Raw genomic sequence first — 23,336 nt, forward strand, 5'->3', positions numbered from 1 at the left:
TACTGCCGGAAGGCAGGAGGCGGTGCCGGCCAGCGGCCGGCACTACCGTTTCGATAACGCCAGCCTGGGGCCGGAGTGACCGTTTCGATTACGTCGTGGATTTGCGCTTGAACACGCGTTGCACCACCACGAAGAACAGCGGCACGAAGAACACGCCGAGCACGGTGCCGACGATCATGCCGCCGAGCACGCCGGTGCCGATCGCCTGCTTGGCGCCGGAGCCGGCACCGGTGGAGATCGCCAGCGGAACCACGCCCATGCCGAAGGCCAGCGAAGTCATCACGATCGGGCGCAAACGGTCGCGCACGGCATGCATGATCGATTCGATCAGGCCAGCGCCCTTCTCCAGGTTTTCCTTGGCGAACTCGACGATCAGGATCGCGTTCTTGCTGGTCAGACCCACCGTGGTCAGCATCGCCACCTGGAAGTAGATGTCGCGTTCCAGGCCCTTGAAGGTGTTGGCCAGCACCGCACCGAGAATACCCAGCGGAGCAGCCAGCAGCACCGCGGTCGGCACGCTCCAGCTCTCGTACATCGCGGCCAGGCACAGGAACACGATCATCAGCGACAGCGTGTACAGCAGCGGCGTCTGCGAGCCGGCCTGGCGCTCCTGGTAGGACATCGCTGTCCACTCGATGCCGAAGCCCGCCGGCAGCTGCTTGGCCAGCTGTTCGATCTCGGCCATGGCATCACCGGAGGCGACACCCGGGGCCGGTTCGCCCTGGATTTCCATCGCCGACACACCGTTGTAGCGTTCCAGGCGCGGCGAACCGTAGTCCCAGCGCTTGCTGGCGAACGCACTGAACGGCACCATCTCGCCCTTGTCGTTCTTCACCGACCAGAGATCGAAGTCCTCCGGCACCATGCGGAACGGCTGGTCGGCCTGCACGAACACGCGCTTGACGCGGCCGCGATCGACGAAGTCATCGATGTACGAGCTGCCCCATGCGGCGGCCAGGGTGCCGTTGATCTGGTCGATCGACAGCCCCAGCGAGGTCGCCTTGGCCGCATCGATATCAATACGGAACTGCGGCGTGTCTTCCTGGCCATTCGGACGCACGTTGGCCAGCTTCTTGCTGCCGGCGGCGAGGCCGAGCAGCTGGTTGCGCGCAGCCACCAGCGCCTCGTGGCCCTGGCCGCTGTTGTCCTTCAGGAAGAAGGTGTAACCCGAAGCGGTACCCAGCTCCGGAATGGCCGGCGGCGGGAAGGCGAAGATGAAGGCATCCTTGATCTGGCCCAGTGCCGCCATCGCGCGACCGGTGATCGGCATCACGCCGTTGTCGGCGTCACGCTCGCTCCAGTCCTTGAGCTTGACGAAGGCCATGCCCGCGTTCTGGCCCATGCCGGCGAAGCTGAAGCCCTGGACCGAGAACACCGAATCCACCGCATCCTTTTCGTTCTGCAGGAAGTGGTTTTCCAGTGCCTGGATCGACTCCAGCGTGCGCTCCTGGGTGGCACCGACCGGTGCCTGCACCAACGCCATCAGCACGCCCTGGTCTTCGTTGGGCAGGAACGAGCTGGGCAGGCGCACGAACAACACGCCCATCAGCACGAACAGCGCCGCCACGATGCCCATGAACCGCCACGGACGGTGGATGATGCCGCGCACGCCGCGCTGGTAGCTTTCGCTGGTGCGGTCGAAGCCGCGGTTGAAGCCGTTGAAGAAACGGCCAGCCAGGCCACGGTGGGCAACATGGTGCTCACCCTTCTTCAGCGGCTTGAGCATGGTCGCGCACAGCGCCGGGGTCAGCACGATCGCCACCAGCACCGACAACGCCATCGCCGAGACGATCGTGGCCGAGAACTGGCGGTAGATCACGCCGGTGGAGCCGCTCATGAAGGCCATCGGCACGAACACCGCCGACAGCACCAGGCCGATGCCCACCAGCGCGCCGGTGATCTGGCCCATCGACTTGCGGGTGGCCTCCAGCGGCGACAGTCCTTCCTCGGACATGATGCGCTCGACGTTCTCCACCACCACGATGGCATCGTCCACCAGCAGGCCGATGGCCAGCACCATCGCGAACATGGTCAGCATGTTCACCGAGAAGCCGAGCATCGCCAGCACGCCGAATGTACCCAGCAGCACCACCGGTACGGCGATGGTCGGGATCAGGGTGGCGCGGAAGTTCTGCAGGAACAGGTACATCACCACGAACACCAGCACGATCGCTTCGATCAGGGTCTGCACCACGCCCTTGATCGACACGCGCACGAACGGCGTGGTGTCGTACGGAATCTCCGCCTTCAGCCCGGCCGGGAAGAAGCTCTTCATGTCTTCCAGCGCGGCGTCCACGCCGGCGGCGGTATCCAGCGCGTTGGCGCCGGTGGCCAGGGTGACGGCCAGGCCGCTGGCCGGCTGGCCGTTGTAGCGGGTGACGAAGTCGTAGGATTCGGCACCCAGCTCGACGCGGGCCACGTCGCCCAGGCGCAGCTCGGCACCGTCCTGCGCGCCGCGCAGGATGATGTTGCGGAACTGTTCGGGGTCTGCAGGCGCGACTGCGCGTTGATGGTGGCATTGAGCTGTTGGCCCTTCACCGACGGCGCACCGCCGAGCTGGCCGATCGCCACCTGGGCGTTCTGCGCCTGCACTGCGGCGGTCACTTCGGCAACGGACAGGCCGTAGGTGTGCAGCTTGTTCGGGTCCAGCCAGATGCGCATGGCGTATTTGCCACCGAACACCTGGATGTTGCCCACGCCCGGCACGCGGCTCAGACGATCAACGACATTGGAACCGACATAGTCGGCGATGTCGTTGGCGTCCATGCTGCCGTCCTCGGACACGAACGCGATGACGTTCAGGAAGCCCGAGCTGGACTTGGCCACGTTGATGCCCTGCCGCTGCACTTCCTGCGGCAGCAGCGGCATGGCCAGCTGCAGCTTGTTCTGCACCTGCACCTGGGCGATGTCCGGGTTGGTGCCGCTCTCGAAGGTCAGGGTGATGGTGGCCTGGCCGTTGGACGAGCTGTTGGAGGAGAAGTAGATCAGGCCATCAAGGCCCTTCATGTTCTGCTCGATGATCTGCGTCACCGAGTCCTCGACCACCTTGGCCGATGCACCCGGGTAGGTGGCGCTGATTTCCACCGCCGGCGGTGCGACGTTGGGGTACATCGAGACCGGCAGCTTGAACAGGGCCAAGCCGCCGGCGAGCATGATGATGATGGCGATGACCCACGCGAAGATGGGTCGATCGATGAAAAAGCGTGCCATGGGGTTCTCCGCTTACTTCGCGTCGCCGGCCGGGGCGGCAGGCTGGGCGGCGGCAGCCGGCTTGGCCGGTGCTGCGCCCTTCTCGGTGGCCTTGACCGGCATGCCGGGGCCGATCTTCTGCAGGCCTTCGACGATGACCTTGTCGCCGGCCTTCAGGCCGTCCTCGACCAGCCACTTGTCGCCGACCGTGCGGCTGACCTTGACCGGGCGCACTTCGACCTTGTTGTCCTTGCCGACCACCATCGCGGTGGTGTCGCCCTTCGGATCGCGCGCGATGCCCTGCATCGGTACCAGCACGGCGTCGCTGCGCACGCCGCCGCCGATCACTGCACGCACGTACATGCCCGGCATCAGCAGGCCGTCCGGATTGTCCACCTTCACGCGCAGCGCGAAGCTGCCGGTGGCCGGATCGACGCTGACTTCGGAGAACTCCAGCGAGCCCTTGTGCTCGAAGGTGCTGCCGTCTTCCATCAGGATGCTGACCGGCAGCGTCTGGTTGTCCTGCAGGCGACCGGCGGCCAGTTCACGGCGCAGCTGCAGCAGCTCGGCCGAGGACTGGGTCAGGTCGACATAGATCGGGTCCAGCTGCTGCACGGTGGCCAGTGCCGTGGCCTGGCCGGCGCTGACCAGCGCACCCTGGGTGACGCTGGACTTGCCGATGCGGCCGCTGATCGGGGCAGTGATGCGGGCGTAGCCGAGAGTGACGTTGGCTGCATCCAGCGAGGCCTTGGCGGCGCCGACGTCGGCCTCGGCCTGCTTCTGCGCGGCCACGGCGTTTTCCAGATCCTGCTGGCTGACCGCATCGACCTTGGCCAGCTCGGTGATGCGCTTGGCGCTCAGGCGGGCGGCGTTGGCGGTGGCTTCGGCGCGGGCCAGCTGGGCACGGGCGCTGTTGGCCTGGGCGCGGTAGCTGGCGTCCTCGATCTGGTAAAGCGGCTCGCCGGCCTTGACCATGCCACCTTCGGTGAACAGGCGCTTGGCGACGATGCCATTGACCTGCGGGCGCACTTCGGCAACCAGGAAGGCGTTGGTACGGCCTGGCAGTTCGCGGGTCAGGCCCACGGTCTCGGACTTCAGCGTGACCACGGTGACGTCGCCCGGGCCCTGCTCGGGGGCCTGGGGTTGGCCGCCGCAGGCAGCCACGGCCGCGGCGATGGCCAGCGACAGCGCGATGGGTCGGATTCGGCTCAGCAACATGACGGAAAGGCTCTCAGGGGAAGGAATCTCAAAACACGCTGATACAGGCCGAAAGCGCCAGCAGGCAACGCTCACCGGCGGGGAGCAGCAGCCGGCAACGGCCTGCCACGCACACGGCGGGAATGATGGGACGGAAATATACATACATGCGTGTTTGTTTGTAAACCGGTACAATTCAGCCACGTTTCACCCGCACTCGTACCCACCCATGGCCCGCAAGACCAAAGAGGACACCCAGGCAACCCGGGAAGGCATCCTTGACGCCGCCGAAGCCTGCTTCCATGAACACGGCGTGGCCCGTACCACGCTGGAGATGATCGGTGCCCGCGCCGGCTATACCCGTGGCGCGGTCTACTGGCACTTCAAAAACAAGGGCGAGGTGCTGGCCGCGATCGTCGAGCGCGTGCACCTGCCCTTCATGCAGGAACTGGAGCGCACCTCCAGCGACCAGCGCGACACCCCCGTGCATGACCTGCGCGCGGTGATGATCCACTCGTTCATCGAGCTGTCCGAAGATGAGCGCCTGCGCAAGACCATGGAGATCATGCTGCGCAGCGATGCCTCGGCCGATACCAAGGTGCTGACCGAACTGCAGCAGGCCGGCTTCCGCGATGCGCTGGAGCGGATGGAGCGCGCCCTGCGCCGTGCGGGTGATCTGGGCCAACTGCGCGACGGTGCCGACCCGAAGATCGCTGCGCGCATGCTGCACGCGACGATCCTGGGCGTGCTGCATGGCGCGATGGTCGAGCCGGACCTGATGGACCTCAAGCGCGACGGCATGCTCGCGCTGGACATGACCCTGGCCGCCTACGTGAAGGACGGCGTGTTCGTGCCGGGCACGGTGCCCGAGCCACTGCCGGAAGCGTGAGCGTCGCCGGGCCTGGCCCGGCGTTCCCGTGGTAGATCCACGCCATGCGTGGATGCGGACGGCCAAACAAAAAGGCCGCCTTTCGGCGGCCTTCTGCATTACAGGATGTAGCGGCTCAGGTCCGGGTCCTGCACCAGCTCACCCAGGTGCGCATCGACGTAGGCGCTGTCGATGGCCAGGGTTTCACCATCGCGATCCGGCGCCTCATAGCTGAGCGAATCCAGCAGGCGCTCCAGCACGGTGTGCAGGCGGCGCGCACCGATGTTTTCCTGGCGCTCGTTCACCTGGAAGGCGATCTCGGCCAGGCGCTCGATGGCATCGGTGGTGAAGCTGACCTTGACGCCTTCGGTGGCCAGCAGCGCTTCGTACTGCTTGGTCAGCGCGGCCTTCGGTTCGGTCAGGATGCGCACGAAGTCGCCCTTGCTCAACGCGCCCAGCTCCACGCGGATCGGGAAACGACCCTGCAGTTCCGGAATCAGGTCGCTGGGCTTGGCCAGGTGGAACGCACCGGAGGCGATGAACAGGATGTGGTCGGTCTTGATGGTGCCGTACTTGGTGGACACGTTGGAGCCTTCCACCAGCGGCAGCAGGTCGCGCTGCACGCCTTCGCGCGACACGTCGCCACCACCCACGTTGTCACCGCGCTTGGCGACCTTGTCGATCTCGTCGATGAACACGATGCCGTGCTGCTCGCAGGCTTCGATCGCCGCAGTGCGGATGTCGTCCTCGTTGACCAGCTTGCCGGCCTCTTCCTCGATCAGCAGCGGGCGCGCGGCCTTGATGGTCAGCGTGCGCTTGTGCGCCTTGGCGCCGCCACCGAGGTTGGCGAACATCGACTTCAGCTGCTGGCCCATTTCCTCCATGCCCGGCGGGGTCATGATGTCCATGCTCACGTTCGCGGCCAGGTCGAGCTCGATCTCGCGCTCGTCCAGTTCGCCGTTGCGCAGCATCTTGCGGAACTTGATGCGGGTCTCGTTGTCCTGCGCCGACGGCTCGTTGCGCGCCACTTCCGGATCGAAGCCGATGCCACCGCTGCGACGCGGCAGCAGCGCATCGAGGATGCGGTCTTCGGCGCGTTCTTCGGCCTGGGTACGCACGCGCACCTTGGCCTGCTCGCGGTACAGCTTCACTGCGGTATCGGCCAGATCACGGATGATCTGCTCGACGTCCTTGCCGACATAGCCCACTTCGGTGAAGCGGGTCGCTTCGACCTTCACGAACGGCGCGTTGGCCAGCGTGGCCAGGCGACGCGCGATCTCGGTCTTGCCGACGCCGGTCGGACCGATCATCAGGATGTTCTTCGGCATCACTTCATTGCGCAGTTCGGCCGGCAGCTGCATGCGGCGCCAGCGGTTGCGCAGGGCAATGGCCACCGCACGCTTGGCGTCGTGCTGGCCGACGATGTGCCGGTCCAGTTCCTGCACGATCTCGCGCGGGGTCATGGTGGCGGAGGAAACTTCGATCTTCGACATGGATGTGCTCACGGATGCGTTGTCGGTAGTGCCGGCCGCTGGCCAGCAACCAGGCACGGGTGCGGGGGCTCACGAGGTTGCCGGCCAGCGGCCGGCACTCCCTCAGAGCTCTTCGACCACCACGTTGCGGTTGGTGTAGATGCAGATGTCGCCGGCGATGCCGATCGCTTCGCTGGCGATGGTGCGTGCATCCAGTTCGGTGTGCGCCATCAGCGCGCGGGCGGCCGACAGGGCATACGAACCACCGGAACCGATGGCGATGATGCCGTCCTCCGGCTCGATCACATCGCCGGTGCCGCTGATGATCAGCGAGGTTTCCTTGTCGGCTACTGCCAGCAGGGCTTCGAGCTTGCCCAGGCGGCGCTCGGTGCGCCAATCCTTGGCCAGTTCGACCGCGGCACGCTGCAGCTGGCCGTGCTTTTCCAGCTTGGCCTCGAACAGCTCGAACAGGGTGAAGGCATCGGCGGCGGCACCGGCAAAGCCGGCCAGCACCTGGCCGTCACGGCCAAGGCGGCGCACCTTGCGCGCATTGCCCTTCATCACGGTGTGGCCCAGCGTGACCTGGCCGTCGCCGGCAATGGCCACGTGCTCGCCGCGACGGACGCAGACGATGGTGGTGGCGTGGAAAACGTTGGGGTTCTGACTGGGGTCCATGATGCCTCCGGGGTGACAGAACCAGAGGTGGGGACTGCCCTGCGCCCTTCAAGCCACCCGCGACCGGCTGCCGCAGGGGCAACGTTCAGCTTTCTCCGCTGCCCTCGTTGCTTTTGCGGCGCTTGGCGCGCGGGTGCGCCGCGTCGTAGACCTTGGCCAGGTGCTGGAAATCGAGATGGGTGTAGATCTGGGTGGTGGCGATGTCGGCGTGGCCGAGCAGCTCCTGCACGCCGCGCAGATCGCCCGACGATTCCAGGATATGGCTGGCAAAACTGTGCCGCAGCATGTGCGGGTGCACGTGCTTGAACAGGCCCTGGCGCTGCGCCAGCTGGCGGATGCGGATCTGCACCGCGCGCTGGCTGATCGGCCCGTTGCGGCCGGGGAACACCGGCGAGGCCGGGCCACCGCCACTTTCCGCACGCCACGCCTGCAGCGCTTCGCGCGCCGGCCGCCCAAACGGTACGCGGCGCTGGCGGTTGCCCTTGCCCATCACGTTGACCAGGCCGCTGGCGAAATCCAGGTCGCGCCAGGTCAGTGCGCAGACTTCGCTCAGACGCAGGCCCGAGGAATAGAACAATTCCAGCAGCGCGCGGTCACGGCGGCCGAGTTCACCTTCCGGTTCCAGCTCGACCAGCTGCACGGCTTCGTCGGCATCGAGCACCTGCGGCAAACGGCGCGGTGCGCGCGGTGCCTTCAGCGTCGCGGCCGGACTCACTTCAATGCGGCCATGCTTGAGCAGCCACGCGTAGAAGCTGCGGCAGGCCGACAAGCGGCGTTGCAGGCTCTTGGCCGACAGACCGCGCCGGTGTTCATCGGCCACGAACTGGCGCAACGCGTCGGAATCCAGTGCCTCCACCGCCACGCCACGCGGCTCGGACCACAGCGACAGCGCCTCCAGGTCGCGGCGGTACGCGTCGAGCGTATGTGCCGACATCCGCCGTTCCACCTGCAGGTGCTGCAGGAAGGCCTGTACCGCGCTCATCGCCGTCGGGTCCTGCTCAGCCCGCGAAGCGCTTCAGGCCGGTGGCCAGGGCATCGCCCATCATGCGCAGGAACAAGGTGCCCATGCCCGGATAGAAGCGGTTCGGGTCGTGGCTGCCGACCGCGATCAGGCCGACGCCCGGCAGCGGCAGCAGTGCGGTGGTCTGCACTTCCTCGCTGCGCACGCCGTACAGCACCGTGTTCTTTTCCGCCTGCAGGCGGCCGCAGATCGGCTCGCCGTCCTTCAGGCAATCGCGGAACGGCGCCAGCTGCGGATCATCGGCGGCAATCACCTGCAGCCAATCAGCCTGTTCCAGCCCGGCCACCGGCGCGTGCACCACCAGCCGCACCAGGTCGCCGGCGAAGTCTTCCTGCAGCGAGGCGGCCATCGCGCGCAGGGTGTCGGCGGCGTTGTCCTGCTTCATCAGCGCCAGGGTCAGCTGGTGGGTACGCACCGCCAGCCGCTCGTTGACCTGGGCGGTCGCGCCCAGGTCGGCCAACCGTCGCGCCAGCTCGCGGTTCTTCTCGCGCAGCACTTCCAGCTGGTAGCTGGCCAGCGACGCGGTCGGGCCGTCATCGCGCGGCACCACCAGGGTCAATGCCAGGTCCGGGAACTGCTTGAGGAACCCCGGATGACGCCGCAACCAGGCAGCGACTTCGTGGGCACCAAGCTTGTCGACGGTTTCGGTCATGCGATCCACTCCCCTTCGAAGACGAATGCGGTCGGGCCGGCCATCACCACCGGCAGGCCATCGCCCGGCCACTGGATACGCAGGTCGCCACCGGGCAGGCTGATGCGTGCATCGCGCTGCAAGCGGCCGCGCTGCATCAGGGTCACCGCAGCGGCGCAGGCGCCACTGCCGCAGGCCAGGGTTTCGCCGACACCGCGCTCGAACACGCGCAGGCGCGCATGTTCCGGGCCCATCACCTGGGCGAAGCCCACATTCACCGAGCGCGGGAACGACGCATGCTGCTGCAGCAGCGCGCCGACGCGCTCGACCGGTGCAGCGTCGATCAGGCCCACCTCGATCACCGCATGCGGGTTGCCCATCGACACTGCGGCGAAGCGCACGCTCTCGCCCTGCAACGGCAGCAGATACTCCTCGCGCGCGTGGGCAAAACCCATCAACGGCACATTGGCCGGCTCGAACGCGGGCACGCCCATGGTCACCGCAAACTGCCCCCGCCCAGCACCTTCACTTCATGGCTGGCCAGCGGGCTGTCGATGACGAAGGCATCGCCCTGTGCGCTGCCTTCGCGCACCAGCCAGGCGGCAATGCAGCGCGCGCCGTTGCCGCACTGTTCGGAATTGGAGCCATCGGCATTCCAGATGCGGTAGGAGGCGACCGAGCCTTCCGCACGCGGCGCCTCGATGGTCAGGATCTGGTCGCAGCCCACGCCGGTATGGCGGTCGGCCAGGCGTGCGGCCAGTTCCGGCGTCGGCGGCGGGGTGCCATCGCGCAGGTCGATCACCACGAAATCGTTGCCTGCGCCGTGCATCTTGCTGAAGCGCAGGGCCGTGGAACCGCTCTTACTCATTCCCGCCGCCCGCCTTCTTCGCCGGCATCGGCGTCGGCTGCGGTGCCGGCTCCGCGGTCGTAGCCGGGGTGCCGGTGCCTTCGGTCTGCGCCGGGGTCGCCTCGGTGGCGGGCTCGGCCGCCGGTTCAACGGCTTCTTCCACCGGTACCGGCTTCTGCGGCAGTACCAGCGGGCCCTTGTTGCCGCAGGCGGCAAGGAACAGCAGCGAGGCCGCTGCCAGCGGAATCAGGAGGACATTTCGATGGGGGATCTTCATGCCCCGAGTATAGCCATTGGTGGCTGAGCGGTAGGTAGAGTCGACCGCTGGTCGACTATCGCGCGCAGCGCGGGGTTTCGCGGCCGTTGCAAGAGCAGTCGACCAACAGTCGACTCTACCCCTCCGTCCGGTCCCTGTCGGGCGGCGGCAGCGGCCGGGTCCACAGCCAGATCGCCACCACCGTCATGCTGCTGATGGAGAACCACTTCACCCAGGCAATCGGCACGCACCACAGCATGATGCCGGCGCACACGGCCATGGTGATCGTGGCCATCCACTTGCCGTAGCGGCTGACCGCGCCGTGCGCCTGCCAGTTGGCGATGGCCGGACCGAAGCGCGGATGCTGCAGCAGCCAGTTGTGCAGGCGTTCGGAGCCGCGTGAGGCGGCCCAGGCCGAGATCAGGATGAATACGGTGGTCGGCAGGCCCGGCACGAAGATGCCGACGATGCCGGTGCCCAGGCTGACGTAGGCCAGCAGCCACCAGACCCAGCGGAAACGCACCACGCGCGGCGGCGTGGCGGCATCGCGGGTGACGGGATCAGGTGGGCTCATGGCCGCAAGGATACCGGTTCAGGGTGCCAGGCAGTGCCCGGCACCCTGTCGCCGTCACGGCTGGGCGATGCCCAGCTGCTGCAGCACGAACGCATACGACTCGGACAGTTCGCGGTAACGCTGGAAGCGCCCGGACTTGCCGCCGTGGCCGGCTTCCATGTTGGTGCGGAACAGGATCGGGTAATGGCCGGTGTTGTCGTCACGCAGCTTGGCCACCCACTTGGCCGGCTCCCAGTACTGCACCTGCGAATCCCACAGGCCGGTGCCCACGAACAGCGCCGGGTAAGCCTGCTTCCTTACATTGTCGTAGGGCGAGTAGGACAGCATGTAGTCGTAGTACGGCTTCTGTTCCGGGTTGCCCCACTCGTCGTACTCGTTGGTGGTCAGCGGAATGGTGGGGTCGAGCATGGTGGTGACCACATCGACGAACGGCACCTGCGCCACCATCACCCGGTAATCCTGCGGCGCCTGGTTGGCCACCGCGCCCATCAGCAGGCCACCGGCGCTGCCACCGGAGGCCGCGACGCGGTCCTTCGCCGCCCAACCCTGCGCCACCAGCCCACGGGTGACGTCGATGAAGTCGTTGAAGGTGTTCTGCTTGTGCAGCAGCTTGCCGTTCTCGTACCAGTCACGGCCCATCTCCTGGCCGCCGCGGATATGCGCGATGGCATACACCACGCCACGATCAAGCAGGCTCACCGCGGTCTGGTTGAAATACGGGTCCATCGACATGCCGTAGCTGCCGTAGGCGTACTGGAACAGCGCGCCCTTGCCATCCTTCTCGTAGCCCTTGCGGTAGACCAGCGACACCGGCACCTTCACGCCATCGCGCGCGGTGATCCAGACGCGGTCGGTTTCGTACTTGCTGGCGTCATAGCCGATCACCGGCTGCACCTTCAGCTGGCGGCGCTCGCCGGTGGCGGTATTCAGTTCGAACACCGTGGTCGGGGTTGTCATCGAGGTATAGACGTAGCGCAGCCACGGCGTGTCGGCCTCGGTGTTGTCGCCCAGGCCCATCGAGTACGCCGGCTCATCGGCTTTCACGTAGTCGCTGCGGCCGTCCTTGAACAGCAGGCGGATGCGTTCCAGGCCTTCGGAACGTTCGGCGATGGCGGTGTAGTTGTCGAACAGTTCGAAGCCTTCGATGAACACCGCATTGTCGTGCGCGATCCAGTCCTTCCATTGCGCGCGCGAGGTGGCGTCGGTCGGTGCGGTGACCAGCTTGAAGTTCTTCGCACCGTCGTTGGTACGGATCACCCAGCGGCCATCGTAGTGGTCGGCGTCGTACTCCACATCGCGCTGGCGCGGCGCCAGCACGGTGAACGTGGTCGGGTCGCTGGCCGGCGCATAGCGTTCTTCCGAAGACACCGTGCTGTGCACGCCGATGGTGATGAAGCGATCGTCGCGGGTGCGGCCGATGCCCATGTAGAAGCTGTCGTCCTTCTCTTCGTAGACGACGGTGTCAGCGCTGGCCGGGGTGCCCAGCACGTGCTTCTTCACGCGCACGGTCAACAGTGTTTCCGGGTCGTTTTCCACGTACAGCACGGTGCGGTTGTCGTCGGCCCAGACCAGGTCGCCGGAACTGCCGGTGATCACATCGGGCAGCACCTTGCCGGTGGCCAGATCCTTGAAGCGGATCGTGTACTGGCGGCGGCCGACGTCATCATCGGCCCAGGCCAGCAGCTGGTTGTCCTGGCTGACTTCCATCGAGCCGACGCTGAAATAGCCCTTGCCGGCGGCCATCGCGTTGACGTCCAGCAGGATCTCTTCGGCCGCGTCCATGCTGCCCTTGCGGCGCGCGTGGATCGGGTAGTCCTGGCCGGTTTCGAAGCGGCTGTAGTACCAGTAACCGCGCTCACGCGCCGGCACGCTGGAATCGTCCTGCTTGATGCGGCCGACGATTTCCTTGTACAGGGTGTCTTCGAGCGGCTTCAGCGGCGCCAGCAGCTGGTCGGCGTAGGCATTCTCGGCCTGCAGGTAGGCCAGCATGTCCTTGTTCTCGCGCTTGTCGTCGCGCAGCCAGTAGTAGTCGTCGTTACGGGTCGCACCGAACGGCGCCTTGACCACATGCGGATGCTTGGCGGCATCCGGCGGAACGGGCGGCGTGGCGGCGGTAGCGGTCGTGGTCATCAGGCTCGCGAGCAACAGGCAGAGGGTGGATTTCATGAGATAGGGCTCCTTGTGCGGTTACGCAATGGCGTCCGTGGCGCAGGTAGAGTCGAGCTTGCTCGACTGACCGCAACCGCAGTCGAGCAAGCTCGACTCTACCACCGCTGCGGCAGCCCCTGCCGGCGGCGTACCATGGCGGCATGAGCACCCTGCCCCACACGCCGGGCTACAGCCGGCGCAGCCATGAAATCGCCCCGTTCCACGTGATGTCGCTGCTGGCCCGCGCGCAGGCGCTGGAACAGGCCGGCCACGATGTGATCCACCTGGAAATCGGTGAACCGGACTTCACCACCGCCGAGCCCATCGTGCGCGCCGGCCAGGCCGCACTGGCCGCCGGCCATACCCGCTACACCGCCGCACGCGGGCTGCCGGCCCTGCGCCAGGCCATCAGCGGCTTCTATCGCAGCCACTACGGGCTGGACATCGACCCCGAACGCATCCTGGTGACCCCCGGCGGCTCCGGCGCGCTGCTGCTGGCCAGCAGCCTGCTGGTCGATCCAGGCCGCCACTGGCTGCTGGCCGACCCCGGCTACCCCTGCAACCGCCACTTCCTGCGACTGGTGGAAGGAGGCGCGCAGCTGGTACCGGTCGGGCCGGAGACCGCCTATCAACTCACTCCGTCGCTGCTCGAACAGCACTGGAACGCGGACAGCGTCGGCGCGCTGGTGGCCTCACCGGCCAACCCGACCGGCACCGTGCTGTCGGCCGACGAACTGGCGGCCTTGTCGAAGACCCTGCACGCGCGCGGCGGCCACCTGGTGGTGGACGAGATCTATCACGGCCTGACCTACGGCCTGGACGCGCCCAGCGTGCTGCAGGTGGATGACAGCGCGTTCGTGTTGAACAGCTTCTCCAAGTACTTCGGCATGACCGGCTGGCGGCTGGGCTGGCTGGTGGCGCCCCCGGCCGCAGTACCGGACCTGGAGAAGCTGGCGCAGAACCTGTACATCAGCGCATCGAGCATTGCCCAGCATGCGGCGTTGGCGTGTTTCAGCGAAGAAGCGATGGCGATCTTCGAACAGCGCCGCGAAGCGTTCCGGCAACGCCGCGATTTCCTGCTGCCCGCGTTGCGCGAGCTGGGATTCCGCATCGAGGTGGAACCGCAGGGTGCGTTCTATCTTTACGCCGATGTCAGCGCCTTCACCGACGACGCGCAGGCGTTCTGCGCGCACTTCCTGGAAACCGAGCACGTGGCGTTCACCCCGGGCCTGGATTTCGGCTTCCATCGTGCCAACCAGCATGTGCGGTTGGCCTATACACAGGAAGTGCCGCGGTTGCAGGAGGCGGTGGCGCGGATCGCGCGCGGGTTGAAGCATTTCCGGTAGTGCCGGCAACGAAAAACGCCGCCCTGGGGCGGCGTTTTCCGTTCTGCTTACTTACCGCCGAGGCGTTCCCACAGGAAGCTGTAGGCCAGCGCCGACATGTGTGCGGCCTGCGCGTTGTTGGCTGCACCGCCGTGGCCACCTTCGATGTTCTCGTAGTAGGTCACGTCCTTGCCGGCGTCGATCATCTTCGCCGCCATCTTGCGGGCATGGCCCGGGTGCACGCGGTCATCGCGGGTGGAGGTGGTGAACAGCACCGGCGGGTAGTTCTTCTTCGCATCGAACAGGTGGTACGGCGAGAAGGTCTTGATGAAGTTCCAGTCGCTGGTGTCCGGGTTGCCGTACTCGGCCATCCACGAGGCGCCGGCCAGCAGGTGGCTGTAGCGCTTCATGTCCAGCAGCGGCACCTGTACCACCACCGCACCGAACAGTTCCGGGTATTGGGTGAGCATGTTGCCGGTCAGCAGGCCACCGTTGCTGCCGCCCTGCACGCCCAGGTGCTTGGCGGTGGTGATCTTGCGCTTGACCAGATCGCGCGCCACCGCGGCCATGTCTTCATAGGCCTTGTGGCGGTTCTGCTTCAGCGCCGCCTGGTGCCAGCGCGGGCCATACTCGCCACCGCCGCGGATGTTGGCGACCACGTACACGCCGCCCTTGTCCAGCCAGGCGCGGCCCATGCCACCGGAATAGCTCGGGGTCAACGAGATCTCGAAGCCACCGTAGCCGTACAGCAGGGTCGGGTTGGAACCATCGAGCTTCATCGCCTTGTCGTGCACCACGAAGTACGGCACGCGGGTGCCGTCCTTGCTGGTGGCGAAGTGCTGCTCGATCACCTTGCCCTTGGCATCGAAGAAGGCCGGCATGGTCTTCAGCGTTTCCGGTGCCTGGCCGATTTCAGCCAGCGCCAGCGTGGTCGGGGTCAGGTAGTCGGTGGCGGTCAGCCACACCGCGTCGCTGTCATTGCTGTCCACTGCGGCCACGCCCAGCGTGCCGAAGGCCGGCGCGCCGACGAAGCGGCTGGTCTGCCAGCCATTGGCGCCCGGGGTCAGCACCGACAGGCGGTTCTTGACGTCATCCAGCACGTTCAGCACCAGATGGCTTTTGGTCCAGGTGGCGCTGGCCAGCGAGGTGGTCGCGGTCGGGGTGAACAGCACCTCGAAGTCGCGCTTGCCGGCCAGGAAGTCGTCCAGCCGGGTCGCCAGCAGCGAACCGGACGCATAGGTCTTGCCACCGACGGTCCACGGATCACGCAGCTCCAGAGTCAGCCACTGCTTGTGCAGGCCCTTCTCGGCCGAGTTCGGCGCGTCGATCTTGGTCAGCGTGCCGTCGTCGCCACGCAGGTAGAGCTCGTTGTTGTAGAACGCCAGCGTGCGGCTGACCAGGTTGCGCTCGAAGCCCGGGGTGTCATCGTGCATCGCCGCGATGTACATGTCTTCCGGCTTGCCTTCATAGACCACGCTGGCCGAGGCCATCGGCGTCCCGCGCTTCCACAGCTTGGCCACGCGCGGGTAGCCGGAGGTGGTCATCGAGCCGGCACCGAAATCGGTGTAGACGAACACCGTGTCGCGATCGATCCAGTTCAGGCCACCCTTCGATTCCGGACGGAAGAAGCCATCCTTGATCCAGGTCTTGTTGGCCAGATCGAATTCGCGGGTGACGTCGGCATCGGCACCACCGCGCGACAGCGCGATCAGGCAGCGGTTGTAGTCCGGGCGCAGGCAGTCGGCACCGTGCCAGACCCAGTTCTCACCCTCGGCCTTGTTCAGTGCATCCAGGTCGAGCACGGTTTCCCACTGCGGCGAGGCCTTGCGGTACTCGGCCAGGGTGGTGCGCCGCCACAGGCCGCGCTCGTGCTGCTGGTCCTTCCAGAAGTTGTAGTAGTAGTCGCCGATCTTCTGCACGCCGGGAATCTTGGCGTCGGAGTCGAGCACCTCGCGGATGCTGGTCTCCATCTGCTTGAAGGCCGGGGTCTGCGCCAGGCGCGCCTCGGACTTGGCGTTCTGCTCCTTGACCCAGGACAGCGGCTTGTCGCCGGTGACGTCCTCCAGCCAGGCGTAGCGATCGGTGTCTTCAGCGGCCACGGCGGTTCCCACCGAGGCAGCGGTCATCATGCCGGCCAGCAGGCAGGCGGAAGCGAGTCGTGACATTGCAGCTCCAGGCAGTCATAAGCCGTGGAACGCTAGCACGGAACGTCGCCGCATCCCCTGTGTCGAAGGTCAGGCCGTGGCCGTCGAGCCACGGCGGCCACGGGTCGCGCCGCGGCCAGGCCGACGCGCCTGTCCACCGGTACGCCGCGCCAGCCGCAGCCACCCCGGGCGCGGCAATGGAAGGCGCAACAGCGCCCACCACGCCACCAGCGGCATGCCCACCAGCCACATCGGCAGCCAGCCGAGCCAGTCGCTGCTGCCACGCGCGGCCGGCCAGACCAGTACCAGGGCCACGCCGGCCAGGGCCACCTGCTGCACGCTGCGCAGCAGGCGTGGGTCGGCGCGCTGGCTGACGCGTTCAGATGCAGGGCGACGAGCGGAACGTGCGGTCATGAGCCTTCTCCGGTAGACAATGCAACACAGCTTGGGCATGTCCCTTCTCACAGGTTGCGACACCATTGACGGATCCCGCACGCACAGTCGACCATGCTCGGGCAAAGCCCATCCGAGCCCGCTCCCGCATGACTTCGATCCGCCCGTTCTGCGCCGTGTTGCTGGCCCTGTCCCTGGCGGCACCCGCCATGGCCGCCAGTGAGCCGCCGTCGCCCCGTACCAGCACCCCGGGTGCGGCTGCCCTGGATGCGCCGATCGACCTCAAGCGGTTCATGGGCACCTGGTATGTGATCGGCCGCGTGCCCAACTTCATCGAACGTGGCCATGTGGCCAGCGTCAACGAGTACGAACTGCGCGACACCCACAAGGTCGGCATCACCTACCGCTACCGCGATGGCTTCGGTGAACCCCTGCAGGAAGTGCGCGCCCGCGCCAGCGTCGATCCGGACAGCGGCAACCACGGCTGGCGCACCTGGTTCTACCGCGTCGTGCCGACCCATTCGCGGGTGCTGGAAGTCGCGCCGGACTATTCCTGGGCGCTGATCGGCTACCCGGGCCGTGAGATGGCCTGGATCTTCTCGCGCACCCCGGACATGGACAAGACGCTGTACAAGGAGCTGGCCGAACGCCTGCGCGACGAGTACGGTGTGAACACCGACAAGCTCAAGCGCGTGCCGCAGCACCCGGAGCAGGTCGGCAAGCTGGGCTACGAAGTGCCGAACGTGCGTTGATCGCATGTGGAATTGCCGGCCAGCGGCCGGCACTACCGTTTCCAGGCAATGGGGTAGAGCCGGCCGCTGGCCGGCAAACCCAATGCGGCCAGGGCGCCCGGACCTCAGGCCGCCCGCGGCTGCACCCTGCGTTCAATCTCGTTGCGCGTTGGCAATGTCTTGAGATCGTAGGCCGCCTGCATCGCAAGCCAGGACGCGGCATCCCCACCGAAATGCCGCGCCAGCCGTGCGGCGGTATCCGCCGAAATGCCGCGTTCGCCATGCACGATGGCATGCAGCCGCGTTGCGGGAACATCCAGGGCCCTCGCCAGCGCATTCACGCTCAGCCCCAGCGGTACCAGGAACTCTTCGCGCAGGACCTCGCCAGGGTGGATGGCGCGCATGCCGTTGTGGGGACGCTTCATGGCGGGCACCTCAGTGATAGTCAACAATTTCCACGGCATCCGCACCGTTGTCGGTCCAGGTGAAGCAGAGCCGCCACTGATCGTTGATGCGAAGGCTGTACTGGCCTCTCCGATCACCTGACAGCGCCTCCAGCCGGTTCCCGGGCGGACTGCGCAGGAAAGACAACGTCTGTGCCGAATCGAGCAGCTGCAGCTTGCGTTCGGCCGCCCGCCGTATGGGTCGCCAGGCGTGCGGACAGCGTCCTTCAAACAGGGCACGGGTCTGCTTGCAGCGGAATGAACGGATCATTCCGTAAAACGTATTACGTTGAACGGAACATACCAAGGACGGCGATGTGCTGCCAGTCCCAGTCTGGCGATATCGATTCCCGATCAACCCAGTCGGGTTCAGAGCCCCGCGCTATGAGGCCGCCGGGCGAACATCCCGGTAGTGCCGGCCGCTGGCCGGCAACCCTGTCACATCCGCCGGCCAGCGGCCGGCACTACCCAATGTGGCCGGGGCGCCTCGTTACTTGCGGCTGTAATGTGCGACCAGGCGGTCGCCGAGCATCTGCAGCAGCTGCACCAGCACCAGCAGCAGCACCACGGTGACCAGCGCCACGTCGGTATGCGAACGCTGGTAGCCATCGCGGAAGGCCAGATCGCCCAGACCACCGGAACCGATCGCACCGCCCATCGCGGTGAAGCCGATCAGCGCCACGGTGGTAACCGTCGCACCGGCAATCAGGCCCGGACGCGCTTCCGGCAACAGCACGCGGGTGACCAGCTGCCAGGTGGTGGCGCCCATTGCCTGGGTGGCTTCGATCACGCCACGGTCCACTTCGCGCAGCGCGGTCTCCACCAGCCGCGCGTAGAACGGAGCGGCACCAATGACCAGCGGCACGATCGCGCCGCGAACACCCAGCGAAGTTCCCATCAGCAACAGGGTGACCGGGATCAGCACGATCATCAGGATGATGAAGGGCACCGAGCGCAGCAGGTTCACCACCAGCGCCAGTACGCCATAGGCGAACGGCCGGCGCTTCATCTGCGGCGCGCCGAACAGGTACAGCAGCACGCCCAGCGGCAGGCCGATGGCCAGGGTCAGCGGCAGTGAACCGAGCAGCATCAGCAGGGTGTCGATGGTGGCCTGGCCGATGTCGGCCCACTTGCCCGCATCCAGATGGCGGAAGAAACCACCGGCAGTGGCGATGATCATCGACGCAGTTCCTCAACGTGCACGCCGGCAGCCACGAACGCGGCCTGCGCGGCGGACTGGTCACCGCCCACCAGGGCGACCACCAGCTGGCCATACGGGGTGTCCTTGATCCGGTCGATACGGCCGGACAGGATGTTGTAGTCGACGCCGGTCTGCCGCGCGACGCTGCCGAGCAACGGCTCGTAGGTGTCGGAGCCGAGGAAGGTCAGGCGCACGATGCGCCCGCCCACGACGTCGAAATCACGGTGCAGCGCACCTTCGTCGACATGCTCCGATTCGCTGACGAAACGGCGCGTGGTCGCATGCTGCGGATGCAGGAACACCCGGGTGACCGGCCCGGTCTCGACCATCTGCCCCGCGTCGAGCACGGCCACACGGTCGCAGACACGGCGGATCACATCCATCTCGTGGGTGATCAGCACGATGGTCAGGCCCAGCTCGCGGTTGATCTTCGACAGCAGCGACAGCACCGAGGCAGTGGTCTGCGGATCGAGCGCGCTGGTGGCCTCATCGCACAGCAGGATCTGCGGGCGCGTGGCCAGTGCGCGGGCGATGCCGACGCGCTGCTTCTGGCCGCCGGACAGCTGCGCCGGGTACTTCTGCGCGTGCGCTTCCAGGCCGACGGTCTGCAGCAGCTCGGCCACGCGCGCGTCGATCTCCGCCTTCGGCGTGCCGGCCAGTTCCAGCGGGAAGGCCACGTTGCCGGCCACCGTGCGCGAGGACAGCAGGTTGAAATGCTGGAAGATCATGCCGATGCGCCGGCGCAGCGCGCGCAGGCCATCGGCGTCCAGTGCGGTGACATCCTCGCCGCCGATCAGCAGCCGGCCGCCGCTGGGTTCTTCCAGGCGGTTGATCATGCGGATCAGGGTCGACTTGCCCGCGCCGGAATGGCCGATGATGCCGAACACCTCGCCGGCCTCGATGGTCAGGTCCAGCGGTTGCAGCGCGCTGACTGCGCGGCCGGCAACGGCATAGGATTTGTGCAGGCGCTGGAACTCGATCACGGGCGTGGCTCACCGGCTGGGTGACGGAAGGGGGCGTGCAGCCTACCAGCGCCGACGCTCGCGCGCCCGCGCCATGGGCCAGAATGTTATTCCTTTTGGTTCTAAGAGAACCATTTCGGTAGAGTCGAGCTTGCTCGACTGCTTTCCGTTCAGCAGCCCGTGCAGTCGAGCAAGCTCGACTCTACCGGGTTGCCCCCGGCCCGCCACGATCAGGGGTGGTCCAGTGGTTTCGGCGGCTGCACCCGGTTCAGGCGTTCCCGGTGCAGCAGGTACAGCCCTGAAGCCACGATGATCGCCGCACCCACCCAGGTGTAGCCATCCGGCAGCTGGCCCCAGAAGGCCAGATCCCAGCCGATCACCCAGACCAGGCCGCTGTACTCCAGCGGCGCGATCATCGACGCCTCGCCCAGCTGGAAGGCCTTGGTCAGGGCGATCTGGCCCAATGCCCCGGCCAGACCCATGCCGGCGATCAGCGGCGCGTGTGCAAGCTGCAGCGGCACCCAGCCAGGAAGGGCCAGCAGACCGGCACCCATGGCCATGATCACCAGGAACCAGACCACCATCGACTGCGAGGTATCGGTGCGGGTCAGCAGGCTGACCGTGATCGCGGCCACGGCGTAGGCGGTGGCCGCGGCCAGCACCATCAGGCCCGGCACCGAGATGAAACCGTCCACACCCGGCCGCAGCACCACCAGCACGCCGATCAGGCCGATACCGATGGCCACCCAGCGCCGCGGCCCGACCCGCTCACCCAGCAGCGGCACCGACAGCGCGGCGATCAGCAGTGGGGCGACGAAATAGATGGTGTAGGCGGTGGACAGCGGCAGGTCGCGCAGGGCGAACACGAAGCAGCCGATCATCGCCATGCCCAGCGCGCCACGCAGCAGGTGCAGGCCCCAGCGGCGCGGCACCAGCGAGCGCGGCCCGGCACTGGCCAGCACCCAGACCAGTACGAACGGCAGCGAGGCCGCACCACGCAGGAAGGTCACTTCCAGGGTGGGATAACTGGCCGACAGCTGCTTCATGCCGGCGTCCATCAGTGAGAAGCAGGCGACCGCCGCGACCATCCAGGCCACCGCGCGCGAAGGGGAGCGTTGCACGTTCATGGCCCATTATCGCCCGCCGCTACCCATCTGTAGAGTCGAGCTTGCTCGACTGCCCGCCTCGGTAGAGTCGAGCTTGCTCGACTGCCCCGTGAAAGCCAGTCGAGCAAGCTCGACTCTACAGAATGCCGGCGGGCCCACGCGATAGAATGGCCACCACTGAATCCAGCGGAGCCGCGCCCATGCCTTCCTTCGACGTCGTGTCTGAAGTCGACACCCACGAGCTGACCAACGCCATCGACCAGGCCAACCGCGAACTGGCCACCCGCTTCGACTTCAAGGGCGTGGACGCCAAGTTCGAGCGCGACGGTGATGTCATCAACCAGACCGCGCCGACCGAGTTCCAGCTCAAGCAGATGAACGACATCCTGCGCGCGCGCCTGGCCGCACGCGGCATCGACGTGCTCAGCCTGGAGTTCGGCGATATCGAGACCAACCTGGCCCAGGCCCGGCAGAAGATCACCGTCAAGCAGGGCATCGAGCAGAAGATCGCCAAGAAGATCGCCGCCGCGCTGAAGGACGCCAAGCTGAAGGTGGAAAGCCAGATCAACGGCGACAAGCTGCGCGTGCAGGGCAAGAAGCGCGACGATCTGCAGGATGCCATCGCCGTGCTCAAGGCCGGCAAGTTCGAGCTGCCGCTGCAGTTCAACAATTTCCGCGACTGAGGCGTCCGCCGGGCCTGACCCGGCGCCGCCAGTGGCAGGCACGACGGCGCGTTGCCGGTCACGCGCCTACAATGGCGCCCCCGCCAGCCGACGTGCCCGCCATGACCGATTCCCAGCTGCCCACCGATGACCCGATCGCCGCCACCCGCCTGTGGCTGGAGCGGATCGTGATCGGCCTGAACCTGTGCCCGTTCGCCAAGGCGGTGTACGTGAAGGACCAGGTCCGCTTCGTGCTCAGCGATGCGACCACGCCCGAAGCGCTGGTCGAACAGCTGGCCGAGGAACTGGTGCTGCTGCGCGACACACCGGCCGAGCAGATCGACACCACCTTGATCGTGCACCCGCAGGTGCTGGCTGACTTCCTCGACTACAACGACTTCCTCGACAACGCCGACGCGGCGATCGAGGCGCTGGACCTGCAGGGCATCCTGCAGGTGGCCAGCTTCCATCCGGATTACCAATTCGAAGGCGTGGCCGCCGACGATGCCAGCAACTACACCAACCGCGCGCCCTTCCCCACCCTGCACCTGCTGCGCGAAGACAGCGTGGCGCGCGCGGTGGACGCGTTCCCCGATCCGGACGTGATCGTGGAGCGCAACATCCAGACCCTGGACCGCATCGGCGTGGACGGCTGGTATCGGCGCCTGCGCGGCGAAGACCTGTCATGAGCGGCGTGCCGCCGATTGCCGCGTGGCCGGCCGCGCCGCTGGCAGGCAAGGTGGTGCTGGTGACCGGTGGCGCCAACGGCATCGGCCGTGGCATCGCCCAGGCTGTGCTCAGTGCCGGTGGACGCGTACTGATCGGCGACCTCGACGACGCGGCCGGGCAGGCCTGCCTGGACGAATGGCAGCGCGATGAGGATGCCGCGTTCCAGCACCTGGACATCACCGACGAAGCCAGCGTCAGCACGTTCATCGCGGTGGCGCAGCAGCGCTTCGGCCGCATCGACGGGCTGGTCAACAATGCCGGCATCGCCGGCCCGCACGGCACGCGGCTGCAGGACATGGCGTGGGACGAATGGCAGCGCCGCCTGTCCTCGCTGCATGGCGCCTTCCTGTGCTGCAAGCATGCGCTGCCGGCACTATCGGCCAGCGCGGCGGGCGCGATCATCAACATCGCCTCCACCCGTGCCTGGCAGTCGGAAGCCCACAGCGAAGCCTATGCCGCGGCCAAGGGCGGGCTGGTGGCCTTCACCCATGCACTGGCGATCAGCGCCGGCCCGGCGGTGCGGGTGAACAGCATCAGCCCTGGCTGGATCAGTACCACAGCCTGGCAGGCGCCCGCGCGCCGCCACGAACCTGATTACTCGGCCATCGACCACGCCCAGCATCCGGTCGGCCGCGTCGGCCAGCCCGAGGACATCGGCGCGCTGGCGGTGTACCTGCTGTCATCGCTGTCCGGGTTCAGCACCGGCCAGGATTTCATCGTCGACGGCGGCATGACCCGGAAGATGATCTACGCCGAATGACC

21 protein-coding genes and 2 pseudogenes are annotated in these 23,336 nt (G+C 66.8%); 6 read left to right on the plus strand and 17 right to left on the minus strand.

Features of this window, described 5'->3' with window-relative positions; translation table 11 throughout:
• Nucleotides 1-88: 88 nt before the first annotated feature.
• A pseudogene (smeE, locus tag N4G47_RS16680) lies at nt 89-3,210 on the minus strand (multidrug efflux RND transporter permease subunit SmeE).
• A 12-nt stretch (nt 3,211-3,222) separates the two neighbouring features.
• Entirely contained in the window at nt 3,223-4,407 is a 1,185-nt protein-coding gene (gene smeD / locus N4G47_RS16685) for a multidrug efflux RND transporter periplasmic adaptor subunit SmeD (RefSeq protein ID WP_107231968.1), read from the minus strand.
• A gap of 208 nt (nt 4,408-4,615) precedes the next feature.
• Between smeD and smeT the strand changes: the two genes are divergently transcribed.
• Nucleotides 4,616-5,275 (plus strand): efflux transporter SmeDEF transcriptional repressor SmeT, encoded by a 660-nt coding sequence (smeT, locus tag N4G47_RS16690; protein ID WP_107231967.1) that lies wholly within the window; start codon nt 4,616-4,618, stop codon nt 5,273-5,275.
• Between the two features lie 98 nt (nt 5,276-5,373).
• Here the strand turns inward: smeT and hslU are convergent, their stop codons facing one another.
• From hslU to N4G47_RS16730, 8 genes and pseudogenes are all read right to left on the minus strand, one after another.
• Nucleotides 5,374-6,747: an ATP-dependent protease ATPase subunit HslU gene (gene hslU / locus N4G47_RS16695; RefSeq protein ID WP_475288874.1), complete on the minus strand. Its 1,374-nt coding sequence runs from the start codon at nt 6,745-6,747 to the stop codon at nt 5,374-5,376.
• 102 nt (nt 6,748-6,849) lie between these two features.
• Complete coding sequence (gene hslV / locus N4G47_RS16700) at nt 6,850-7,401, minus strand: ATP-dependent protease subunit HslV (protein ID WP_005411093.1); 552 nt, start codon at nt 7,399-7,401, stop codon at nt 6,850-6,852.
• An 85-nt stretch (nt 7,402-7,486) separates the two neighbouring features.
• Complete coding sequence (xerC, locus tag N4G47_RS16705) at nt 7,487-8,383, minus strand: tyrosine recombinase XerC (RefSeq protein WP_475288876.1); 897 nt, start codon at nt 8,381-8,383, stop codon at nt 7,487-7,489.
• Between the two features lie 16 nt (nt 8,384-8,399).
• Complete coding sequence (locus tag N4G47_RS16710; RefSeq protein ID WP_309340021.1) at nt 8,400-9,074, minus strand: DUF484 family protein; 675 nt, start codon at nt 9,072-9,074, stop codon at nt 8,400-8,402.
• A pseudogene (gene dapF, locus N4G47_RS16715) lies at nt 9,071-9,921 on the minus strand (diaminopimelate epimerase). Before dapF ends, N4G47_RS16710 begins: the two are co-directional and overlap by 4 nt.
• The gene (lptM, locus tag N4G47_RS16720) at nt 9,914-10,177 is read right to left on the minus strand and encodes an LPS translocon maturation chaperone LptM (protein WP_475288878.1); all 264 of its coding nucleotides are present in this window, start codon (nt 10,175-10,177) and stop codon (nt 9,914-9,916) included. The pseudogene dapF and the gene lptM overlap by 8 nt, the downstream one beginning before the upstream one ends.
• Nucleotides 10,178-10,292: 115 nt before the next feature.
• Entirely contained in the window at nt 10,293-10,730 is a 438-nt protein-coding gene (locus N4G47_RS16725; RefSeq protein WP_475288880.1) for a YbaN family protein, read from the minus strand.
• A gap of 54 nt (nt 10,731-10,784) precedes the next feature.
• On the minus strand, nt 10,785-12,896 hold the full coding sequence (locus tag N4G47_RS16730; protein WP_475288882.1) for a S9 family peptidase: 2,112 nt from the start codon (nt 12,894-12,896) through the stop codon (nt 10,785-10,787).
• A gap of 143 nt (nt 12,897-13,039) precedes the next feature.
• Here N4G47_RS16730 and N4G47_RS16735 point away from each other — a divergent pair, with 143 nt between their 5' ends.
• Nucleotides 13,040-14,224, plus strand: a complete 1,185-nt coding sequence (locus N4G47_RS16735; protein WP_475288884.1) for a pyridoxal phosphate-dependent aminotransferase — start codon at nt 13,040-13,042, stop codon at nt 14,222-14,224.
• Nucleotides 14,225-14,271: 47 nt separating this feature from the next.
• Here the strand turns inward: N4G47_RS16735 and N4G47_RS16740 are convergent, their stop codons facing one another.
• Nucleotides 14,272-16,368 (minus strand): prolyl oligopeptidase family serine peptidase, encoded by a 2,097-nt coding sequence (locus tag N4G47_RS16740; RefSeq protein ID WP_475288887.1) that lies wholly within the window; start codon nt 16,366-16,368, stop codon nt 14,272-14,274.
• A 69-nt stretch (nt 16,369-16,437) separates the two neighbouring features.
• Nucleotides 16,438-16,761 carry a hypothetical protein gene (locus tag N4G47_RS16745; RefSeq protein ID WP_475288889.1) on the minus strand — a complete coding sequence of 108 codons (324 nt, stop codon included), beginning with the start codon at nt 16,759-16,761 and terminating at the stop codon, nt 16,438-16,440.
• Nucleotides 16,762-16,889: 128 nt separating this feature from the next.
• Between N4G47_RS16745 and N4G47_RS16750 the strand changes: the two genes are divergently transcribed.
• Nucleotides 16,890-17,492, plus strand: a complete 603-nt coding sequence (locus tag N4G47_RS16750; RefSeq protein WP_475288891.1) for a lipocalin family protein — start codon at nt 16,890-16,892, stop codon at nt 17,490-17,492.
• A 104-nt stretch (nt 17,493-17,596) separates the two neighbouring features.
• Here N4G47_RS16750 and N4G47_RS16755 read toward each other — a convergent pair whose 3' ends face one another.
• From N4G47_RS16755 to N4G47_RS16775, 5 genes are all read right to left on the minus strand, one after another.
• The gene (locus N4G47_RS16755) at nt 17,597-17,896 is read right to left on the minus strand and encodes a HigA family addiction module antitoxin (RefSeq protein ID WP_475288893.1); all 300 of its coding nucleotides are present in this window, start codon (nt 17,894-17,896) and stop codon (nt 17,597-17,599) included.
• Nucleotides 17,897-17,906: 10 nt separating this feature from the next.
• Nucleotides 17,907-18,185, minus strand: a complete 279-nt coding sequence (locus N4G47_RS16760) for a type II toxin-antitoxin system RelE/ParE family toxin (RefSeq protein ID WP_475288895.1) — start codon at nt 18,183-18,185, stop codon at nt 17,907-17,909.
• A gap of 219 nt (nt 18,186-18,404) precedes the next feature.
• The gene (locus N4G47_RS16765; protein WP_249842800.1) at nt 18,405-19,094 is read right to left on the minus strand and encodes a methionine ABC transporter permease; all 690 of its coding nucleotides are present in this window, start codon (nt 19,092-19,094) and stop codon (nt 18,405-18,407) included.
• The gene (locus N4G47_RS16770) at nt 19,091-20,098 is read right to left on the minus strand and encodes a methionine ABC transporter ATP-binding protein (RefSeq protein ID WP_249842799.1); all 1,008 of its coding nucleotides are present in this window, start codon (nt 20,096-20,098) and stop codon (nt 19,091-19,093) included. Before N4G47_RS16770 ends, N4G47_RS16765 begins: the two co-directional genes overlap by 4 nt.
• 209 nt (nt 20,099-20,307) lie before the next feature.
• Nucleotides 20,308-21,204 carry a DMT family transporter gene (locus N4G47_RS16775; protein ID WP_475288898.1) on the minus strand — a complete coding sequence of 299 codons (897 nt, stop codon included), beginning with the start codon at nt 21,202-21,204 and terminating at the stop codon, nt 20,308-20,310.
• A gap of 179 nt (nt 21,205-21,383) precedes the next feature.
• On the opposite strand from N4G47_RS16775, the gene N4G47_RS16780 reads away from it, so the two are divergent.
• The 3 genes from N4G47_RS16780 to N4G47_RS16790 all read left to right on the plus strand — a co-directional run bounded on the left by N4G47_RS16780 (nt 21,384) and on the right by N4G47_RS16790 (nt 23,334).
• Nucleotides 21,384-21,866 carry a YajQ family cyclic di-GMP-binding protein gene (locus N4G47_RS16780; RefSeq protein WP_006471121.1) on the plus strand — a complete coding sequence of 161 codons (483 nt, stop codon included), beginning with the start codon at nt 21,384-21,386 and terminating at the stop codon, nt 21,864-21,866.
• Between the two features lie 101 nt (nt 21,867-21,967).
• Complete coding sequence (locus N4G47_RS16785; protein ID WP_475288900.1) at nt 21,968-22,534, plus strand: DUF1415 domain-containing protein; 567 nt, start codon at nt 21,968-21,970, stop codon at nt 22,532-22,534.
• Nucleotides 22,531-23,334, plus strand: coding sequence for an SDR family oxidoreductase (locus tag N4G47_RS16790; protein WP_475288902.1), 804 nt, complete (start codon nt 22,531-22,533; stop codon nt 23,332-23,334). Before N4G47_RS16785 ends, N4G47_RS16790 begins: the two co-directional genes overlap by 4 nt.
• Nucleotides 23,335-23,336: the final 2 nt, after the last annotated feature.

It is taken from the genome of Stenotrophomonas sp. GSD10 (genome assembly GCF_056172695.1).

Excerpts from the sequence above, each read along its gene's own strand:
- smeD (WP_107231968.1), bottom strand. The coding sequence starts at position 4,407 with ATGTTGCTGAGCCGAATCCGACCCATCGCGCTGTCGCTGGCCATCGCC.
- smeT (WP_107231967.1), top strand. The coding sequence starts at position 4,616 with ATGGCCCGCAAGACCAAAGAGGACACCCAGGCAACCCGGGAAGGCATC.
- hslU (WP_475288874.1), bottom strand. The coding sequence starts at position 6,747 with ATGTCGAAGATCGAAGTTTCCTCCGCCACCATGACCCCGCGCGAGATC.
- hslV (WP_005411093.1), bottom strand. The coding sequence starts at position 7,401 with ATGGACCCCAGTCAGAACCCCAACGTTTTCCACGCCACCACCATCGTC.
- xerC (WP_475288876.1), bottom strand. The coding sequence starts at position 8,383 with ATGAGCGCGGTACAGGCCTTCCTGCAGCACCTGCAGGTGGAACGGCGG.
- N4G47_RS16710 (WP_309340021.1), bottom strand. The coding sequence starts at position 9,074 with ATGACCGAAACCGTCGACAAGCTTGGTGCCCACGAAGTCGCTGCCTGG.
- lptM (WP_475288878.1), bottom strand. The coding sequence starts at position 10,177 with ATGAAGATCCCCCATCGAAATGTCCTCCTGATTCCGCTGGCAGCGGCC.
- N4G47_RS16725 (WP_475288880.1), bottom strand. The coding sequence starts at position 10,730 with ATGAGCCCACCTGATCCCGTCACCCGCGATGCCGCCACGCCGCCGCGC.
- N4G47_RS16730 (WP_475288882.1), bottom strand. The coding sequence starts at position 12,896 with ATGAAATCCACCCTCTGCCTGTTGCTCGCGAGCCTGATGACCACGACC.
- N4G47_RS16735 (WP_475288884.1), top strand. The coding sequence starts at position 13,040 with ATGAGCACCCTGCCCCACACGCCGGGCTACAGCCGGCGCAGCCATGAA.
- N4G47_RS16740 (WP_475288887.1), bottom strand. The coding sequence starts at position 16,368 with ATGTCACGACTCGCTTCCGCCTGCCTGCTGGCCGGCATGATGACCGCT.
- N4G47_RS16745 (WP_475288889.1), bottom strand. The coding sequence starts at position 16,761 with ATGACCGCACGTTCCGCTCGTCGCCCTGCATCTGAACGCGTCAGCCAG.
- N4G47_RS16750 (WP_475288891.1), top strand. The coding sequence starts at position 16,890 with ATGACTTCGATCCGCCCGTTCTGCGCCGTGTTGCTGGCCCTGTCCCTG.
- N4G47_RS16755 (WP_475288893.1), bottom strand. The coding sequence starts at position 17,896 with ATGAAGCGTCCCCACAACGGCATGCGCGCCATCCACCCTGGCGAGGTC.
- N4G47_RS16760 (WP_475288895.1), bottom strand. The coding sequence starts at position 18,185 with ATGATCCGTTCATTCCGCTGCAAGCAGACCCGTGCCCTGTTTGAAGGA.
- N4G47_RS16765 (WP_249842800.1), bottom strand. The coding sequence starts at position 19,094 with ATGATCATCGCCACTGCCGGTGGTTTCTTCCGCCATCTGGATGCGGGC.
- N4G47_RS16775 (WP_475288898.1), bottom strand. The coding sequence starts at position 21,204 with ATGAACGTGCAACGCTCCCCTTCGCGCGCGGTGGCCTGGATGGTCGCG.
- N4G47_RS16780 (WP_006471121.1), top strand. The coding sequence starts at position 21,384 with ATGCCTTCCTTCGACGTCGTGTCTGAAGTCGACACCCACGAGCTGACC.
- N4G47_RS16785 (WP_475288900.1), top strand. The coding sequence starts at position 21,968 with ATGACCGATTCCCAGCTGCCCACCGATGACCCGATCGCCGCCACCCGC.
- N4G47_RS16790 (WP_475288902.1), top strand. The coding sequence starts at position 22,531 with ATGAGCGGCGTGCCGCCGATTGCCGCGTGGCCGGCCGCGCCGCTGGCA.